The 18,199-nt window shown below is 47.6% G+C and carries 16 protein-coding genes; all 16 read right to left on the reverse strand.

The window, feature by feature from the left end:
- Window positions 1-35 precede the first annotated feature (35 nt).
- Complete coding sequence (gene spoIID / locus G519_RS0116390; protein ID WP_029195642.1) at window positions 36-1,088, reverse strand: stage II sporulation protein D; 1,053 nt, start codon at window positions 1,086-1,088, stop codon at window positions 36-38.
- Window positions 1,089-1,637: 549 nt separating this feature from the next.
- The gene (gene murA, locus G519_RS0116395; RefSeq protein ID WP_029195643.1) at window positions 1,638-2,957 is read right to left on the reverse strand and encodes a UDP-N-acetylglucosamine 1-carboxyvinyltransferase; all 1,320 of its coding nucleotides are present in this window, start codon (window positions 2,955-2,957) and stop codon (window positions 1,638-1,640) included.
- Between the two features lie 198 nt (window positions 2,958-3,155).
- A complete protein-coding gene (locus tag G519_RS0116400; RefSeq protein WP_244280137.1) occupies window positions 3,156-3,416 on the reverse strand; it encodes a DUF1146 family protein in 261 nt (86 codons plus the stop codon).
- 19 nt (window positions 3,417-3,435) lie between these two features.
- A complete protein-coding gene (locus G519_RS0116405; RefSeq protein ID WP_029195645.1) occupies window positions 3,436-5,964 on the reverse strand; it encodes a S8 family peptidase in 2,529 nt (842 codons plus the stop codon).
- 729 nt (window positions 5,965-6,693) lie between these two features.
- Window positions 6,694-8,205 (reverse strand): NADH-quinone oxidoreductase subunit N, encoded by a 1,512-nt coding sequence (locus tag G519_RS0116410; protein WP_029195646.1) that lies wholly within the window; start codon window positions 8,203-8,205, stop codon window positions 6,694-6,696.
- A 4-nt stretch (window positions 8,206-8,209) separates the two neighbouring features.
- A complete protein-coding gene (locus tag G519_RS0116415; protein WP_029195647.1) occupies window positions 8,210-9,832 on the reverse strand; it encodes a complex I subunit 4 family protein in 1,623 nt (540 codons plus the stop codon).
- A complete protein-coding gene (gene nuoL, locus G519_RS0116420) occupies window positions 9,822-11,741 on the reverse strand; it encodes an NADH-quinone oxidoreductase subunit L (protein WP_029195648.1) in 1,920 nt (639 codons plus the stop codon). Before nuoL ends, G519_RS0116415 begins: the two co-directional genes overlap by 11 nt.
- 15 nt (window positions 11,742-11,756) lie before the next feature.
- Window positions 11,757-12,068, reverse strand: coding sequence for an NADH-quinone oxidoreductase subunit NuoK (nuoK, locus tag G519_RS0116425; protein ID WP_029195649.1), 312 nt, complete (start codon window positions 12,066-12,068; stop codon window positions 11,757-11,759).
- Between the two features lie 2 nt (window positions 12,069-12,070).
- Complete coding sequence (locus tag G519_RS0116430) at window positions 12,071-12,601, reverse strand: NADH-quinone oxidoreductase subunit J (protein WP_029195650.1); 531 nt, start codon at window positions 12,599-12,601, stop codon at window positions 12,071-12,073.
- Window positions 12,594-13,046 carry an NADH-quinone oxidoreductase subunit NuoI gene (gene nuoI, locus G519_RS0116435; RefSeq protein WP_029195651.1) on the reverse strand — a complete coding sequence of 151 codons (453 nt, stop codon included), beginning with the start codon at window positions 13,044-13,046 and terminating at the stop codon, window positions 12,594-12,596. Before nuoI ends, G519_RS0116430 begins: the two co-directional genes overlap by 8 nt.
- Window positions 13,047-13,172: 126 nt before the next feature.
- A complete protein-coding gene (nuoH, locus tag G519_RS0116440; protein WP_029195652.1) occupies window positions 13,173-14,177 on the reverse strand; it encodes an NADH-quinone oxidoreductase subunit NuoH in 1,005 nt (334 codons plus the stop codon).
- Window positions 14,177-15,277: an NADH-quinone oxidoreductase subunit D gene (locus G519_RS0116445; protein WP_029195653.1), complete on the reverse strand. Its 1,101-nt coding sequence runs from the start codon at window positions 15,275-15,277 to the stop codon at window positions 14,177-14,179. Before G519_RS0116445 ends, nuoH begins: the two co-directional genes overlap by 1 nt.
- 3 nt (window positions 15,278-15,280) lie before the next feature.
- Window positions 15,281-16,324 (reverse strand): NADH-quinone oxidoreductase subunit C, encoded by a 1,044-nt coding sequence (locus G519_RS0116450; protein ID WP_029195654.1) that lies wholly within the window; start codon window positions 16,322-16,324, stop codon window positions 15,281-15,283.
- The gene (locus G519_RS0116455) at window positions 16,321-16,839 is read right to left on the reverse strand and encodes a NuoB/complex I 20 kDa subunit family protein (protein WP_029195655.1); all 519 of its coding nucleotides are present in this window, start codon (window positions 16,837-16,839) and stop codon (window positions 16,321-16,323) included. Before G519_RS0116455 ends, G519_RS0116450 begins: the two co-directional genes overlap by 4 nt.
- The gene (locus G519_RS0116460; protein WP_029195656.1) at window positions 16,824-17,189 is read right to left on the reverse strand and encodes an NADH-quinone oxidoreductase subunit A; all 366 of its coding nucleotides are present in this window, start codon (window positions 17,187-17,189) and stop codon (window positions 16,824-16,826) included. The genes G519_RS0116455 and G519_RS0116460 overlap by 16 nt, the downstream gene beginning before the upstream one ends.
- A gap of 548 nt (window positions 17,190-17,737) precedes the next feature.
- Window positions 17,738-18,142 carry a F0F1 ATP synthase subunit epsilon gene (locus G519_RS0116465; RefSeq protein WP_029195657.1) on the reverse strand — a complete coding sequence of 135 codons (405 nt, stop codon included), beginning with the start codon at window positions 18,140-18,142 and terminating at the stop codon, window positions 17,738-17,740.
- Between the last annotated feature and the right edge of the window lie 57 nt (window positions 18,143-18,199).

Below are 18,199 nucleotides of genomic sequence, written 5' to 3' on the forward strand. Positions count from 1 at the left end.
TTGAAGAAAGATATTTTTATAGAAACGGTAAAGGATTACGATTTTGGGATAAAAGGTGTCGCTTTTTCGATAGAGATGCCTGTGTAATAGTAGGTTACAATTTGCTCCGCGGTTTTACCTTCCTTCGCCATACCATTGGCGCCCCATTGACTTAGGCCAACACCGTGGCCATATCCGTAGGTGGTAAACGTGATTTTGGAGCCTGACCATGTCCACGTAAATTGAGAGGATGCTAGTCCTAGCTTCTCTCGTACTTCACGGCCTGAGAATATTTTACCGCCTATCGTTATAGCTTTAATCCGGTGGCCGGCCGACCACGCTAGTACTTTCATATTTTTGGTGCTTGTACCTGTTGTTGCAATACTCGTAACGCCTAGCTTCTGAAGCATACTCTTGTAACTGAAATCAACCGTTTCCTGATAGCGAGAAGATAGCTTAATATCCCAAGGGCTTGGTACACTGCGCAGGTAAGGACTCTTGAACGGCCAGTAATCTTCCGAGTTTTCAGTATATCCATTACTAGTCGAGAAAAAGGTGGCGTTGATAGGTTTATGCTCATAAGTGAGGATTAGATCTTTGGTTTCATTCACGGCTCTATCGATTTTGGCCATATTCGTCTCGTAATGCTTGTCCCATCTGTCTCTTAGCTCTTGATCCGTGATATAAGCTTGATGCGCAGTTGTGTCTGTCACAAGTGCATCGTTAACCGGCATATTGCTGTAATCCTTCTCTAGCACTCTACGCACAACATAAGTCCTGGCTGCCATAGCCTGCGCTTTGAGCGCCTCTAGCTCGAATTCAACCGGCATTTCGGCGGCGAGCACACCTTTCACATACTGTTCCAGCGGTACCGTCTCAATCGTCGCTTTCTTGGTCAGATACACGGGAATCATTAGGCCTTGTTCAGTGATTGTTTCCTTGAGCAGTCCGTCTTTCGCAATTTGGATAGGAGGTTGCCCGCCGCCATCCGGAATCTTCTTAACTAGCAATCCTGGAACGATAATAGTTACACATAGCATGGAAGATAAGCAAACAGCCATCCATAGGATGACCCTGTGGTTAATCACGCGTTTCTTCTTCAACTTCATCTAAGCAGCCTCCATAAGCGCGTTTACGAGCAGGTAGTTGATATGACTTAGCTTATGAGAGGGATTGCTAGAATAGAACAATGGACTATCTTGTAAAATGCGTGAGAATGTGGATTCTAGAGCATCCGGGGAACCTCAACTGTTGCTTGTAATTGTGCAGCTACTGCTTATCCAATACTTACGAGATGCTTAAAAGCAGTATTATACTTCGTCTCATTAATGCAGAAGCTTCCATGACAGATCATCTAACCGCAGAACTCATAAGGCACTGTTCAAGTTACATTAGTTGTAAAACATGCAGTTAAATTAGACTCAGCAACCCTATTTTTATGAATTACCTGCATTTCCTACATCAAATTCACCCGATATGCTCCGATTGAACCTTTGAGGTACTATTTGCTGCACATTTTGCAGGTAATTACCTCCATACAAGAATATTTTTGATGCACTAAATGCATCTTTGTTTCGCACTTACTCTCACAAAACGAGGGGGCATAAGGGCACACAACAAAAAAGAGCCATTGGAGTTACCCCCAAAGGCTCTTCAAACTAGGCAAGCGTCGGCTGAATGTTGAAAAAACCCAACTCCGCAACTTCTTGCTCCACTTCTTGCGGCACGGATCTTTGAATATCGGCACCTAGCTCACGCAGAACGTCAGTAATATCGACATACCCGCGATCTATATGGTGAACGCCTGTAATCTCGGTTTCACCTTCTGCAGCTAGCGCCGCTAGAATAAGGGCTGCTCCTGCCCGAAGGTCTGTTGCGCATACCTTCGCACCCTGCAGCTTGGCATTGCCGCTCACGATAGCTGTGCGGCCATCGACTTTGATATGAGCGTTCATGTTCGAGAACTCCTCGACATGCATGAAGCGATTCTCGAACACAGTCTCGGTCACGAGACTCGTGCCGTCCGCCACCATTAGCAGCGCCATCATTTGCGACTGCATATCGGTTGGAAAGCCCGGATACGGCAGCGTCTTCACGTCAACGGCGCGAAGCGGCCCCGAAGCGCAGACACGAATACCGTTCTCATCTTCTTCGATGATAACGCCCATTTCTTGCATTTTAGAAATAACAGGTCGGAGATGGTCACCAATAGCACCCTCCATATACAGTTCACTACCAGTAATAGCTGCGGCAATCATATATGTACCCGCTTCTACGCGATCCGGAATAACCGTATGTACAACCCCACGAAGTTTCTCTACGCCTTCTATGCGAATAACACCTGTTCCTGCCCCGCGAATCGTCGCGCCCATGGCATTCAAGTAATTCGCCAAATCGACAATTTCCGGCTCTTTAGCAGCATTCTCAATGATGGTTGTGCCCTCAGCGAGCGTAGCAGCCATCATGATGTTCTCGGTTGCGCCTACACTGGCTACATCGAGATAAATTTTGGCACCCTTCAGGCGCCCTTTCACTTTAGCTTCGATATACCCTTGACCCAGTTCAATATCGGCACCCATCGCTTCAAAGCCTTTGAGATGCTGATCAATTGGCCTTGTGCCAATCGCACAGCCGCCTGGAAGCGAAATTCTCGCTTGACCCAGCCTTGCTAACAAAGGACCCATCACGAGGAAAGAGGCTCTCATTTTACGGACTAGATCATAAGATGCTTCACATGTGGTAATGTTGTGAGCACGAACACGAATAACCTGACGGTTATATTCAACTTCAATACCCAAGCTTTGTAATACTTTATTAATGACTAGTACATCGTCAAGGGGAGGCGCATCATGGATGACGCTTTCACCTTCCGAACCCAGAATGGAAGCTGCAATAATCGGTAGAACCGCATTCTTTGCTCCGTTGATTTTCACATTGCCAGCTAACTTTCGGCCACCGCGGACGATAATTTTGCTCATCATGGTCCCTCCGCGCACTTATTTTAAATTACAAGGTTTTGCACATTTCCTAAGTTTATCATTTCAACCCATACAGTTACAACTGTGTTCTTTTGGTATTCCAACTGCCCTAAATAGAGTTCGGAGAAGGTTTCGTTTTTCGCTCCGTTCTATTATCCATTGTTGACAACAAACTTGTTCATTATTCGAAAAATGTGATTAAAACATCTTTCCGAAGCCCATGGAGAGGCCTAAATACTGAATAAAAAAACTCGCAACCAAGTGTCCGAGGGCAATAGAAAGCAAAATTTGCAGCATAATCGCTTGAGCAGCCTTAGGCCTTTTGAGCAGGACATCGAAGCGGAACGCTTGCAGCGCCCACCACGATAGGCCAATACACATGATGTAGACAGCAATATCCACCATATTCATCATCGAAGCATATTTCGCCGCTTCATTCCATTTACCTGTATCTGCCATAAGTCACTCCTCTTCGGTTTTACCGATTGATTACTTTTGCGAGCAGTGTTACGAACTCAGCTCGTGTGGCTTGCTCATCAGGCCGGAAGGTGCCGTCCGAATAGCCGCTAATCCAACCATCCGCCGACATTTGTTTCAGGATCCCTACACCCCAATACGAATCATTTACATCGCTAAAAGGAGAGTTGCCCCGTCGTTTCCCTGTCATATTCATGCTGCGGGCAAGCATCTGTGTCATCTCCATACGTGTAAGTGTACGATCTGGCCCGAATGTTCGGTCCGGGTAGCCGTCCACAATATTCGCTTGAACCGCTTTGGCTACGTAATCGTATGCCCAATGCGAAGCATCCATATCGCTGAAACGCAGCTCCTGACGCTTAGACAGCTTCAAAGCTCGCGTCAATACCGTTGCTGCCTCCGCACGAGTAATGGGCTGATTTGGAGCAAAACGGTAGTTTCCATATCCGCTAATCACACCTTGTTCCGTAAGCTGGCTAATGGCATCCTTTGCCCAGTGCCCCTCAATATCAGCAAATCCGCTCACCAGCGCATAACTGCCTATTTTTAACCGATACATTTGACTCATAAACCATTGGTTGGCTTGAAGCTTGATATAATAGGTGCCTGCAGGCAAGGTTTTCTCAATAAAGAATTGATCCGACCCATAATCATTTCGATAAAAGCCTTGTTCCTTCAAAGAACTATCATATAGTGTTGCATATAAAATGCGTGATGTCGGTATGTTCGTTAAACGCACTTGGGCGAGGCCGTCTTTGCTCATGCGGAATTCGAACCAATCCACATCATCATTATTGTTAAATACACCCTCATACACGGAATTCATCGCTGCAAAAGTAGCTTGATACGATTTATCATTCGGCTCATTCGGATCGATTAACTTCGGCGTGTACTCAATATCTAACGTGTACTCACCCGTAATAGGCTCGGAGTAGTCCTTCACATTGCTGACACGAATGTAATACTGACCAGGGAGCAGATCCATTAGATTGCTGACCTCGGTACCTCCATCTCCAGCTTGGTCGATCGTAATCGCCTTCTCCCCTTCCTTCTGAAAAAGGATCATGGGGTCTATACGCCCTGTATCTACGGATAGTCTGATACGCATTGTACCTGAGTTTTCTAGGGGTATGGCAAACCAATCCAGATCTCCTTTTTGATGAAAAGTGCCTCGTATCGTTTGACTCCGAGCAGGTAATACGAAAGCTTTATACTGCTTATCATTATCCTCAAATGGATCCTTATAAATAATAAAATCCGTTCGCATCGAATAATTTAAGGCTGTCTTTCGGGAACGATCCACCGTCTGAAGCTGCACGTACGTGCGCCCTTTGGTCACAGGGACCGTGAAAGGCTGACTTCCATCTGAGGTACTGTTCGCGATAAACGTTTCTCCGGAATCGAATCGCACTCGGATACCCGAGCTATCTGCGTTAGTCAGCCATAATTTAATAAAACCATCATAGGGCGCATCAATGGCGTACCAATCTTGGTCTTGTGCCGAGCTAAGATCAGCTCTAGTAGTTGTATGAATCGACAATACGGCAGCCTGATTCTTAGTATCGTTAGGCTCAAAGCGATCCTCTTTGTACGGCTTCGTCAGTGCCATATCCACTCTTAACAAGCCATAGCCCGTTTTGGGATCCCATCCCCCTGGCGTCAAGTCTTCTGCCGTCTGCTCGAGCTGCGCACGAACTTGATACACGTTCATACTCGGGTATTTGCCCCATACCAAAGCAGCGGCTGCGGCAACCTGGGGTGCAGACATGGAGCTTCCATCTTGGTACTGATAACCGCCACCCAGTGCTGTTGTATATACATCCCAAGGCGCTACAAGATCCAATTCCGGTCCAAAATTCGAACGAGGGTCAGCAAGCTTTTCCGAATTAACGCCCCCTACAGCTAGAACAGTTGGATAGGCCGCAGGGTATTTCACACTCGTACTTTCATTGCCAACAGCGGCAACGAGAAGAACATTGTGATCCTCTGCGTACTGCACAATGCCTTCCATATACTCGGAATATTTGTTCAACCCTAGGGAAAGCACGACTATTTTCGCACCGTGATCCACGGCGTATTTAATGCCTTCGCCAAGCTTGGCTTCGCCGCCTGTTCCGTCGGCCTCCAATGCTTTGATTGGCATAATCTTCGCATTAGGGGCAATGCCTGCAATACCTTTATCGTTATTGATCGAAGCAGCAATGACACCTGCTACGTTCGTGCCATGTCCATTATCATCTTGAGGCTTTTTCGAAGACTGAAGCAGGTTCACACCCTCGACCAAATTGCCAACTAAATCAGGATGTACAAGATCAACGCCCGTATCGACGACCGCTACGACTATAGGCGTCCGGGAATCTCCTGCCGCAGCCCATGCTTGATCGATGTGGATCATGTCCAGATAGGTTTGTTTCACCCTCATAGGATCCGTCGACACCGGGTAGGCTGCTTCTACTTTCGTTATCATCCCTGTAAGTCCCACAACAAGCATCATTAGTACAATGAGCCAAAGGTGTCGAGTATATTTCATGACATCACAAGTCCTTTTTGTTGGTTGATCTTTTTTCCTTCTCTATCTATACCACATTACCCGTCTTCTCGATACATATAACGGTTTTTCGTCGCAAAAAGTTCAGAACTTGAGCAAAAATATTTGTGCGTGTATGTATGGGATGGCGGCGGTTTATCATTCTCATGTATATTGTACATCGAAATGACAAGCCGTGAAGCCTTTGGAATAATTTGCTGCAAAAGCGCTTAAACCATAATAAGAAAAGCCTCAGGCTGTGCCTTTGGTCTTCGTATAAACGCCTATTTTTGTGCATAAGGAGAAATGGATGTTGGGTATAAAAGGACAACTTACTGTTCGTCAGTGTAGTATGAGCTTTTAGCGTTTTACAGCTGAATCCCTATAGCTTCACCAATGTTCAAGGAGAACTATTACCAACAGCCTAAAATAACTGCGAAAGTGCAGGTATTTTGCTAAAATCATTTTTAGAAGTGGAAAAGCCTGCTAATATGCAGGAATTTTTAGTTTTTCCATTTCGAAATTAAAAAAAGACCGAAAAGGCCTGCACGATTGCAGGAATTTACGAATATGCGCTATTTAAAGAAAAAAAGAATGTACAATTGCAGGTTTACCAAACCCACAGTCGCGCCTTCTCGTTAAAGTTCCCTCCAGCCCAAAACACTGATTCTTTTTTATATGTTAAAAAAGCCTTCCCCCACATCATAAGCGGGGAAAGGCTCATTCATTAAGTTACATAATCAGAAAATCTTTCGTCAAGGTGAAAATGGCCTCAATGCCTTTCAGTACAAGGTGTGGGACAACGCCCAACGCCACGCTGATGAGGGCACATAACCAAACCGTTATCCCTAACGGAATTGATACCTTAATCTCGGCAGGCTCGTAATCGCTGCGCATAAACATTTGGCGTACGATGCCGAAGTAGTAATAAAAGGATACTACGCTAGTAGCGATCATCAGTGACCCTAGCCAATAATGCTGGGTCTGCATCGTTCCTAGGATGATGTAAAGCTTCCCGAAAAACCCGCCAGATAAAGGAATACCAGCCAATGAAAGCACGATGAGCACCATAGCTACGGCTGTAATTGGGGCCCTGTAATAGAGACCGCCGAAACCTTTTGCCTCGGTATGTCCTTCTGCTTGCTCAATAATCATCAGCACAGCGAAAGCCCCGATGTTCATAAACAAGTACGCGATCAGATAGAAAATAAATTCAGAGAAGTTCGCGTAGTGAGTACCGGAAAAGTAAGTTCCGATCGGAATGAGTAGGTAACCTGCATTGGCAATTCCTGAGTAGGCCAAAAGCCTTTTCATATTCGTTTGCTTCAGCGCAATGAAATTACCGGTTACCATCGCAATGGCAGCCATCACGGATATGGCAAGGAACACGTCCGATTGAAAGCTGCTGTTTTCGAAGCTGCTAAATCCAAACAACACGTAGAATACGCGGAATAGGATGGCGAAGCCGGCGCCTTTGGATACGACAGCCAAAAATGCCGTCACTGGCGTCGGTGCGCCTTGGTACACATCCGGTGCCCAGCTATGGAACGGGGCAGCGGCGATTTTGAAGCCGAAGCCAGCCAGCAGCATGAAGAATGCTACATAAAGCAGCGGTTCGTAAGCCGTTACGAGCGTTGGAAGAGCAGCACCAATTTGTGATAAATTGCTGGAACCGACCATTCCGTATAAGAAGGACATGCCGTACAAGATGATCGCAGATGAGATACCGCCCATGACCAAATACTTGAAGGCACCCTCGTTCGATTTGTTATCTTTCTTCTTCATAGCTACGAGCAAGTACGAAGTAATGCTCAATAGCTCCAACCCAACGTACAGCGTGATAAGGTCACCCGAGGATGACATAATCATGGCACCGAGTGCGGCTGGCAGATAGAAGTAGTAATACTCCCCGACATGTGGGATGGCATCTTCTTTGATGAAGCCTACGCTCATCAAGACAACGAAGCCCGTACCTATTAAAGTGAACAATTTGAGCAGGTTCGAGAAATCATCCACTCTGTAGCTATTGTTGAGCAGCCCAATAGCCTCTTCCGGATTCAACTGCAGAACAACGAATATCGCGGAAATAGCGATGCCAACCAACGTCAGCCATCCAATGATCGAGCGACTAAGTCTGTTTGGGAGGACTAAATCCAAGAGAGATAGGATGATCGCGGTGGCAACCAGCGAAAGCTCAGGGAGCAGATGCACTAAATCAGCAACATGGAGTCTTATCTGTTCCACCGGTCTAACCTCCTATCTTCCCGGCTACGCTGTGGATCAATTGATCCAAGCTGCCTATCGTTTGCTGTAGCGGCTGACTCAGCACGTCTGGGTAAACACCGAGCAAGAGAATGAACGCCACCAATGTAATCATCGGCACCGCCTCGATTAATCTGGCGTCGCGCATGCCTTGCAGCTGCAGGTTCGGCTGTTTAGGGCCGAACGTGATGTTCAGAACCCCGCGCAGCACGTAAACCGCGGTAAAAATGATCCCCAGCGTACCGACGATCGCGTACAATCTGTGCGTTTCAAAGAGTCCGAGAAATGCGAGGAACTCACTGATGAAGCCGGATAAGCCTGGCAATCCGAGCGATGCCATACCAGCGACCAGCAGAATGCCGCTGATGAAAGGTACCGAGCTGGCTAGACCGCCTAACTGGTCGAGCTGCGTCGTTTGGGTCCGCTCGTAGATGCTGCCTACGAGCAAGAACATCAGGGCCGAGATGAGGCCGTGTGAGATTAGTTGGAACACGGCGCCCTGCAGGCCCGACACGTTGAACGCAGCGAGACCGAGCAGGACGATGCCCATGTGGCTAATACTCGAGTAGGCCAGCACGAGCTTGAAGTCCTTTTGGACCATGGCGAGAATCGCGCCGTACACGATGTTGATGACGCCGAGGAGCGCCAGCATCCAGGCCCACTGCTTGGCTTCCCCCGGGAAGAACAGGATGCCGAATCGGATGAGGCCGTAGGCCCCCATTTTCAGCAAAATCCCGGAGTGAATCATAACAACAGCAGGCGGAGCCTCCGTATGTACTTTGAGCATCCATGTATGGAACGGGAAGATCGGCAGCTTAATGCCAAAGGCGACCAGCAGCATAATGAACACAGTCCACTTCATAGTCGGACTAAGGTAGAACGGTGAACCTTCCTGATTTACATAATCGGAGGGATCTTGCAGCAAATTATGTGCAATTGTATGAATGTCACCGCTGTAGTAAATAACAGCTTCTGTCTGCGAAGGCACCTGGTTGAATCCAGCCGTGCTAACGAGAATTAAGAACGCGATCAACATGATCGCCGAGCCAAGTCCATTGTAAAGCAGGAAGCGGTTGGCAGCTTGCTCCCGGTTCATATACCCCCAAATACCAATCAAGAAGAACATCGGTACGAGCGTAATTTCGAAGAACAAGAAGAACAAGAACAGATCCTGTGCCATGAAGACACCGAACATACCGGTTTCCAGCAGCAAGAACAGAATGAAGTACGTTTTCCAGCGTTTCTTGATATACACCGAAGCTAAAGCAGCCATTGACGAGACCAGTGCGGTTAGAAACACGAGAGGCAAGGAAATGCCGTCTACCGCGAGCGAATACTTAAACTCGAAGAAATACGAAGTAATTTGCTGAATTCCCTCATGATTAAGCGGAACTTTGATCCAATCCAGCTGTTCTTTATACTGAATCGGATCACCCTGATAGTTGTAATCACTATACAACCACGCTGCCAAAATAAGCGGGATCAGTGTCGTGACAATCCCTATTGTTTTAATCAAACGGCCTCGATCACCACGAATGAAGAGCAAGACCAGGACGCCAAGCAGCGGCGAGAAGGCGATCATACTTAGGATGGGTATACTAGCCAGCATGGATGAACCTCCTTCCTGCGATGGCGAGTACCAAAATCAGCATCCCCAAAATCATGATGACACCATAGGTTTGTAGTTGACCATTTTGGAGGCGTGAGCCTAATCGCCCTAGTCCGACCACAGTAAAGGCGACCAAACGCACAATACCGTCAACGATATACACATCAAACAGTTCGAGTATCCAGCCTAAACCGCGAAGCGGTTTTACAATGACACCGTCATAAATTTCATCAATAAAATATTTACGATTCAACAGCGTATACAGCCACGGCATTTTACTGGAAATCACATCGCGCGGAATCGTACGTTTGAGGTAGATCAAGTAACCGAGTCCAATTCCAAGCACACCAGCCAGTGTGGACAAAATAATAACAGTCCAATTGGCTTTTTCATCATGATCATGCCCTGTCAGCCATTGACTGAGCCATTCGTTAAACGGCGTATTCACAAAGCCCGCAACAACAGCAAGCACAGCAAGAATAATCAATGGTGTGGTCATTGTAGCCGGAGATTCATGGGGTTCATGAGCGGTATGCGCTGCATGACCATGATCATCATCTGTCTTTGCTTTGCCTCTAGGAGATCCCATAAACACGAGGAAGAACAAACGCGACATATAGAACGCTGTGAAGAAGGCAGCAATGACACCGACCCAGAACAAGAGTTGGTTATGCTCGTATGCTTCCGTCAGGATCATATCTTTCGACCAGAACCCTGCGAAAGGGAAAATACCTGACAGTGCCAGCGTGCCTATCGCGAATGTCCAGGTCGTGATTTTCATTTTGCGGGATAAACCGCCCATTTCGTTAATGTCTTGCGTATGTACAGCGTGAATCACACTGCCTGCGCCCAAGAAGAGCAGCGCTTTGAAGAAGGCGTGCGTGAATAAATGGAACATACCTGACGTGTAGGAGACACCTATCCCTAGCGCCATCATCATATAACCGAGTTGACTCACGGTCGAGTAGGCGAGAATGCGTTTGATATCGTTCTGAGCGATACCAATTGTGGCCGCAAAGATTGCCGTGAAACCACCCACATAAGCGACAACAAGCAAAGCATCCGGCGATGCGTGGAAAATATCAAAGGTTCGCGAAACGAGATACACCCCAGCGGCAACCATCGTTGCAGCGTGGATTAGCGCACTTATCGGCGTTGGACCTTCCATTGCATCTGGCAACCATGTATGCAGCGGAAATTGACCAGACTTACCCATCGCCCCGATGAAGATTAGTATAGCAATCCATGTAATGATCGTTGGGTCGATTTTGCCCGTAGTAAAAGCATTATGAATAGATGTGAAATCAAGCGCATGCCCTGGCATATACCAGAACAGCAGCAGAATGGCAATAAACAGGCCCACGTCCCCGATGCGGGTAACGATGAATGCCTTTTTCGCAGCAGCCTTTGCCTCGGGTTTGAAGTACCAGAATCCGACGAGCAGGAAGGAACATACCCCTACAAGCTCCCAGAAAATGTACAGCTCCAGCATATTTTCCGAGATGACAAGGCCAAGCATGGAGAAGGAGAACAAAGCGATGTAGCCAAAAAACACATGAATTCGCTCGTCGCCTTTCATATAGCCTTTAGAATAAATATTCACCAGCAAAGACACCAATGTTACAATCACGAGCATCAAGGCGTTCAGATTGTTAACCTCGAAGCCCATATTCAGCGTGAAATCGCCCACTTGCAGCCAGTGCAGCTTATTCCACGTGTAATCCTCCACTTTACCGCCAATTCGTTCAACGAAAATCAGCAAAGCCACGATAAATGAGGCCAGCATCGCGAAAATGCTGATGTAAATACCTAGATCTTTTAATTGACGTCCCATAGCCGTAAGCGCTAGAAAAGCAAGCAGCGGAAACAACGGAATGAGCCAGGCGTACTGTGAATAGTCCGATACCATATCCTTGTTAGCCTCCTAGCGCTTCATAGAATCCAAATCCGTAACTTCTACTGTCCCTTTATTTCTGTAAATGGTAATTAGAATCGCGATCCCTACAGCCGCCTCAGCAGCTGCAATGGTGATGTTGAAAAGCGAGAAAATCTGTCCGGTAAGAGCCGGATGGTCACCAAGCTTCGAAAAAGCAATCAAATTCAAGTTCACCGCATTCAGCATAAGCTCAATCGAAAGCAGGACGATAACCCCGTTCTTCTTCGTTAACGCACCGTATAAACCGATGCAGAACAGGATTGCCGCCAGCGTAAGATAGGGAGTAATAATATTGCCCACAGCTAATCCTCCTCTCTCTTCGCGACCACGATGGCACCGATGAAGGCTACCGTCAGAAGCACCGACATGATTTCGAAAGGAATAACGTGCTCGTTATAGAGCAGCTTTCCGATCTCTAATGTGTTATCCTTACCTGCATCCAGGGTACCCGAAGCGACGAAGGTCGTTTTTTGTATGGCATAAAATAACACCCCGAACAGTCCCAAAGCACCAATAATCGCCAGGCCTTCATGCCAAGGGCGCTTAGGCTCCTCTTCTTCCCCTTGCCTGTGCCTCGTCATCATAATGCCGAAAATCATCAGAATCGAGATTGCACCTGCGTAGATCAACACTTGCACGAAAGCTACAAACTCAGCCTCCAGAATGACATACAGCCCAGCCAAACTAATGAATGTAAGGGCAACAGCAACGACCATATGAACGACTTTGGTAAAAGAAATCATAAAGATGGCTCCGCCAATAGCAAGAAGAGCGAAGACGAAGAAAGCCCAGCTTGAACCGTTGGATAAAAAATCGCCAATTCCGCTAAACATCTTTCTTGGCCCCCCCTTTTGGCAAGGCTGAATTGTTCTCTTGACGGATATTTTGCGTGTTCTCGCTTAACCACTGCATATTTTTGAACAGATCATCACGACTGTAGGTACTCAGCTCAAAATTGTTCGTCATGACGATTGCTTCTGTCGGACATACCTCCGTGCAGAGATCGCACAGAATACAAATTTCGAAGTTGATATCGTAGGTATCGATAACCTTGCCCTTTTTCTCTGGGTCGGGGTTCGCTTTACCGGTTAGCGTAATACACTCCGTCGGACAAACGCGTGCACATTGATTACACACAATGCATTTCTCTGGATCAAAATATTGAATACCGCGAAAGCGGTCCGGCATTTTAATCGGGACGTCAGGATACGCGTACGTTATTTTTTTCTGTGTCATACTTTTAAACGTTACGCCTAAACCTTTCATTATGCCCTTCATTCGTTTCCCTCCTTAGAGTTTCCGTAGGAAACTTGCATCGTAAGCTTAATCTTAGAGTTTTGCTTTAGCAAAACTGACTTCGAAAGCATGGGCCTTAGAGTTTCCGTAGGAAACTTGATTCGTAAGCTATGTGATGGTCATTATGATCGCCGTAATCAGCATATTAGCCAGTGCCAGTGGAAGCAGCACTTTCCAGCCGAATCCCATGAGTTGGTCTACCCGTACCCGAGGCAGCGTCGCGCGCAGCCAGAATAGGAAGAACACAACCGAAGAGAATTTCAGCAGGAACCAGATAATACCCGGAATGAAATCAAGGAATGGGAACGGCGAATGCCATCCACCCAGGAAAATCAAGCTCGTAAGGGAAGCAATGACGAACACGTAAACATACTCTGATAGCATGAAAAAAGCGAAGCGGAAACCGCTGTATTCCACATGATAACCAGCAACTAGCTCAGACTCCGCTTCCGGTAGGTCAAACGGCGTTCGATTGAGCTCCGAGACCCCGGCTATAACGAAAATGATAAAGCCTAGAATCTGGGGAATGAAATTCCAATGCCAGAAACCGCCTGTTTGATGATCAACAATGGTATGTAGATTTAAACTACCCGTCATCATGATGACACCAATAACAGAGATAACGAGCGGTACCTCGTAACTAATCATTTGTGCCGCAGAACGCATACCGCCTAGCAGCGCATATTTGTTATTAGATGCCCATCCGCCGAGGATAATACCAATCGTAGAAATCCCCGTTAAGGCTACATAAAAGAGCAGTCCGACATTCAAATTGGCATTAAACATCCGATCCGAAAATGGAATCGTCGCAATGATTGTGAACGAAGGGATAAACGTAATGATAGGTGCCAGAATGAAAAGCTCGCGCTCCGCTTTTTTAGGAATCGTATCCTCTTTGATTAGAAGCTTGAAGACGTCCGCAACACTTTGCAGAAGCCCAAAAGGTCCTGTTCGGTTCGGTCCGATCCGCATCTGCATCCAGCCGATAACCTTGCGCTCGAAATAGATCGCATAGGTTACGAAGCCTAGAACCAACATCAGCATAACGATGCCCCAGAATAGGAAAACGAAGAAGTTCGTCCACGTTAGACTCTCCTCCAATAAATTCACCATTAGGCATCCACCTCCCCAACGACAATATCGATGCCGCCTAGAATCGTAATCAAGTTCGTCATCGACTCACCGACCAGCAGCTTGGGCAAAATTTGCAAATTCACGAAGGAAGGTCTGCGGAATTTCAGACGGAAAGGCTCTTGTTTGCCTCTGGAAATAATATAGCAGCCAATTTCCCCGCGCGGAGATTCAATAGCTGAATACACTTCCCCTTCTGGAGGACGAATGACTCTAGGCACCTTGCCCATGGTTTCGCCTTGCTCAGGAAACTGCTCCACAGCTTGCTCCAAGATACGAAGCGATTGCTTGACTTCCTCCATACGAAGCAAGTAACGATCATAACAATCACCGCCGCTGCGAACAGGCACGTCGAACTGAAAGCGGCTGTACAGGCTGTACGGCTGCGTTTTGCGGATATCCCAGTCTACACCCGTACATCTTAAGTTAGCGCCGCTAAGGCCATACGCAATGGCTGTCTCTGCATCATACTTACCTACTCCCTTGATACGGGATAGGAAGATTTCATTTCCCGTTACTAACGTGTGATACTCTTCCAATTTCCCGTACATATAAGGAATAAATTTCTTAACCTTATCGATCCAACCCTCTGGAGCGTCCCACTTCACCCCACCTACACGCATATAGTTGTAGGTTAGACGAGCGCCGCATAATTCGTTAAACAGATCGATAATAATTTCCCGGTCGCGGAAAGCGTATAAGAACGGGCTCATAGCGCCAATGTCTAGCAAGTAGGTTCCCCACCACACCATGTGAGAGGCAATGCGTTGAAGCTCCATCACGATTAAGCGAAGGAACTCCGCTCGCTCTGGTACTTCCAGCTGCATCATTTTCTCCACGGCATTCACAAGCACGTAATTGGTCGTCATCGCCGATACGTAATCCATACGGTCCGTGTAAGGAATAATTTGTGTATAGCTAAGGTTCTCAGCTAGTTTCTCAGTTCCTCTATGTAGATAGCCCATCACGGGTATTGCTTCTTTAATAACTTCCCCATCCAGCTTGACGATCACGCGGAAAACCCCGTGCGTACTAGGATGCTGAGGACCAACGTTTAACAGGAGTTCTTCTGTCCGTAACACGAGCTACACCTCCGGGTCAAGCGGTTCGTAATCTTTGCGCAGTGGATGGCCGACCCAATCGTCAGGCATCATAATTCTTACTAAGTTAGGGTGACCTGGGAAATCGATACCCAGTAGGTCATACACTTCCCGCTCATTCCAATTCGCGGTAGCCCATACTGGAGTCACAGAAGGAATGCTTGGCAGCTCTCGATCTGTTTTCACTTTCACGCAATACTCATTCTTATGTGTGAGGGAAAGCAGATGATACGCCACCTCTAGGTGCGTCTCTTGGTCCACGCCCGAGAGATTGCGCAAGTAATCGCAGCGCAGCTCTTCATGATCCCTAAACGTTAGCGCGGCTTGCTCCCAGCGTGAGCTGTGAATAACTACGTAAGGGCGATGCGCGTCCCTTTCGTTGATGAATGCGTCGACGACGGCGTCTTCGCCTACGTCGGCTTTAAGGATGCTAACCAGCCGATCAAGCAGCGGCTGGTTCGGTGAAGGCTCCTTCGGCGCTTCAGGCTCCGCCGACTCGGGCTTCGCCCCGCGCGCGCTAGCTCGCGCAGCGCGTGCTTCAGCGGCGGCTTGGGCTTTGGCCGCCTTCTCTTCGTCCCCAGCGTCCGCAGACGCTGGGGCTTCGGCTCCAGCCGACGCGGGCTCGCCCGCCGGCTCAGCGGCCGCCCGCGCAGCGAGGCGGGCGGCTCTCGCCGCGGCGCGCTCCGCTGCCGCGTCACTCGCTGCTGGCGCGCTTGCGCTCACACCCGCGTCACTGCCCTTCGCTGCGCTAGCGTCGCCGCTGCTTGCAGCACGCTCCGCAAGCTCAGCCGCAGGCACGTCGCTCGGCTCGCTCGTCGTCTGCGCAGCCGGATCAGCCGCTTGTATCTCCGCTGCGCGATCTACCGCAGCCTGCACGTCAGCGCTAAGCGGCGTCTTGCTCGCGCGCGCCTCCGGCGTAAGCTCGCCCACTTCAGCGATCGCTTCCTCTAACGGCGACTCATTCACTTTCTTACTATCAGCAGTCGGAGACGGGGCTACCTTCTCCTCCGGCTTCTTCTCATCACTCATCGATTGGTCACCTGCTTCCCAGTCTTCGCTTCATAGCGAATCTTCTCCTGAAGCTTGTTTATCCCATAAATGAGTGCAGCCGGGTTCGGTGGACAACCCGGAATATAAACATCAACCGGAACAATTTGGTCAACTCCCTTAACAACGGAGTACGACTTCACATAAGGTCCACCTGCCGTAGCGCAGGACCCCATCGCAATGACCCATTTCGGTTCAGGCATTTGTTCGTAAAGACGGCGCAGCAAAGGAGCCATTTTCTTCGTCACTGTCCCGGCCACAATCATGACATCAGATTGTCTAGGAGACGTACGGAAGATGACTCCGAAACGGTCTAAATCATAGTGAGATCCGCCAGTACCCATCATTTCGATGGCACAACAGGCCAGACCAAACGTTAACGGCCAAAGCGAATTACTGCGAGCCCAAGCTTTCACTTGCTCCAGTGTCGTCATAAAGACATTACGGTTTAACTCTTCCCGCTCTTCGGGAGATATCGACTCTAGACTGAAGTCCATTGCAGCACCTTCTTCTTCCAAGCGTATATTAATCCAATGGCAAGCAAGGCTACAAAAATACACATTTCCACTAAGGCAAAAAGTCCGAGCTGATTAAAAGCAACAGCCCACGGATACAGGAACACGGTTTCCACATCAAAGATGACAAACATCAAAGCAAATAAATAATAACGAATGTTAAAACGGATTTGTCCCTCACCTACAGGCTCATTACCACTCTCATACGTCGTATACTTCTCATCGACGGGTTTACTCGGTCTTAACCATTTGCCAGCCGTTAGCGCTACAATAGGGAGAAGAATACCTAACCCTAGAAAAATCGCTACGATTACATAGTTATTTGTATACATCATGTGAATGTAACCGCCTCCATTCGTATTTGCTTTTCTTATGCGTGCTACTAGTTTTGGTAATATTCACCTTCAATATTATAACAAAAAGCCTTTTGGGCGTCGATGACTAATTCCAAGCCCCACTTTTCATCAGTCCTAGTGAGTAGATTTCCCAAATGTATCCTAATCTAATCATGCAATTAATATAGTGAATAGTCATTTATCGATTGGGGTAATAAGTGAGGAAGGCACGTATATTTGCGCGGCAGGAAAATCGGTTTAGCACTTCCTGTCCGAAATCGGGACAATCTACAGCTTGGCATCACGTTCTTAGCTAAGCAAAACACCGTCCTTGGAGCAAATAAGAGTCTCTAGAAGCTTCTATTTACCGAGAATTTAGCTGATATCGCGAAATAGGAGTCTCCACCAGAGACTCTTATTTTCTGAGATACAGCACAAACACCACTTTTGGAGCAAATAATCTGGACTGTGTAGACAGCCTCAACTTTCTATTCGAAAAAAAAAGCGGAGGAACCAAAGTTCCCCCGCTTTTCACCAAACATCTATTATTTCCCGGACACACTGATACGATTTAATGCTCTTTGAAGAGCCGCTTCCGCACGTTTGAAGTCAACGTTGTCTTGCTTTGTTTCAACAAGTCGCTTCTCCGCACGTTCTTTCGCTGCTTTCGCACGATCGATATCAATTTGTTCTGGTAGCTCGGCGCTTTCCGCCAATATAACCACCTTATCCTTGCGCACTTCCATGAAACCGCCGTTTACCGCGATGATTTCGTCTTTAGAGCCCTGTTTCTTCACAGAAATAGGCGCAATTTTCAATGGAGTGACCAACGGAATGTGATTCGGCAGAATTCCAAGCTCCCCTCCGACACCCTTTACACTAACCATGTTCACTTGTTCAGCGTACACTTTGCGCTCAGGGGTAACAATTTCCAGTAGGAATGTACTCACTTGGATTCTCCTTCCTAAACTTTACCGTAGGTAAACTATCTTCGTAAGCATTACTTT

Origin of the sequence: Paenibacillus alginolyticus DSM 5050 = NBRC 15375, from assembly GCF_000422905.1 — a bacterium.
GTDB lineage: Bacteria > Bacillota > Bacilli > Paenibacillales > NBRC-103111 > Paenibacillus_E > Paenibacillus_E alginolyticus.

Bases quoted from the DNA above. Each gene is read 5' to 3' on its own strand.
- G519_RS0116460 (WP_029195656.1), bottom strand. From the start codon at position 17,189: ATGTATACAAATAACTATGTAATCGTAGCGATTTTTCTAGGGTTAGGT.
- G519_RS0116450 (WP_029195654.1), bottom strand. From the start codon at position 16,324: ATGAGTGATGAGAAGAAGCCGGAGGAGAAGGTAGCCCCGTCTCCGACT.
- spoIID (WP_029195642.1), bottom strand. From the start codon at position 1,088: ATGAAGTTGAAGAAGAAACGCGTGATTAACCACAGGGTCATCCTATGG.
- G519_RS0116405 (WP_029195645.1), bottom strand. From the start codon at position 5,964: ATGAAATATACTCGACACCTTTGGCTCATTGTACTAATGATGCTTGTT.
- G519_RS0116430 (WP_029195650.1), bottom strand. From the start codon at position 12,601: ATGTTTAGCGGAATTGGCGATTTTTTATCCAACGGTTCAAGCTGGGCT.
- nuoH (WP_029195652.1), bottom strand. From the start codon at position 14,177: ATGGTGAATTTATTGGAGGAGAGTCTAACGTGGACGAACTTCTTCGTT.
- G519_RS0116415 (WP_029195647.1), bottom strand. From the start codon at position 9,832: ATGCTGGCTAGTATACCCATCCTAAGTATGATCGCCTTCTCGCCGCTG.
- murA (WP_029195643.1), bottom strand. From the start codon at position 2,957: ATGAGCAAAATTATCGTCCGCGGTGGCCGAAAGTTAGCTGGCAATGTG.
- G519_RS0116455 (WP_029195655.1), bottom strand. From the start codon at position 16,839: ATGGACTTCAGTCTAGAGTCGATATCTCCCGAAGAGCGGGAAGAGTTA.
- nuoI (WP_029195651.1), bottom strand. From the start codon at position 13,046: ATGAAGGGCATAATGAAAGGTTTAGGCGTAACGTTTAAAAGTATGACA.
- nuoL (WP_029195648.1), bottom strand. From the start codon at position 11,741: ATGGTATCGGACTATTCACAGTACGCCTGGCTCATTCCGTTGTTTCCG.
- G519_RS0116400 (WP_244280137.1), bottom strand. From the start codon at position 3,416: ATGGCAGATACAGGTAAATGGAATGAAGCGGCGAAATATGCTTCGATG.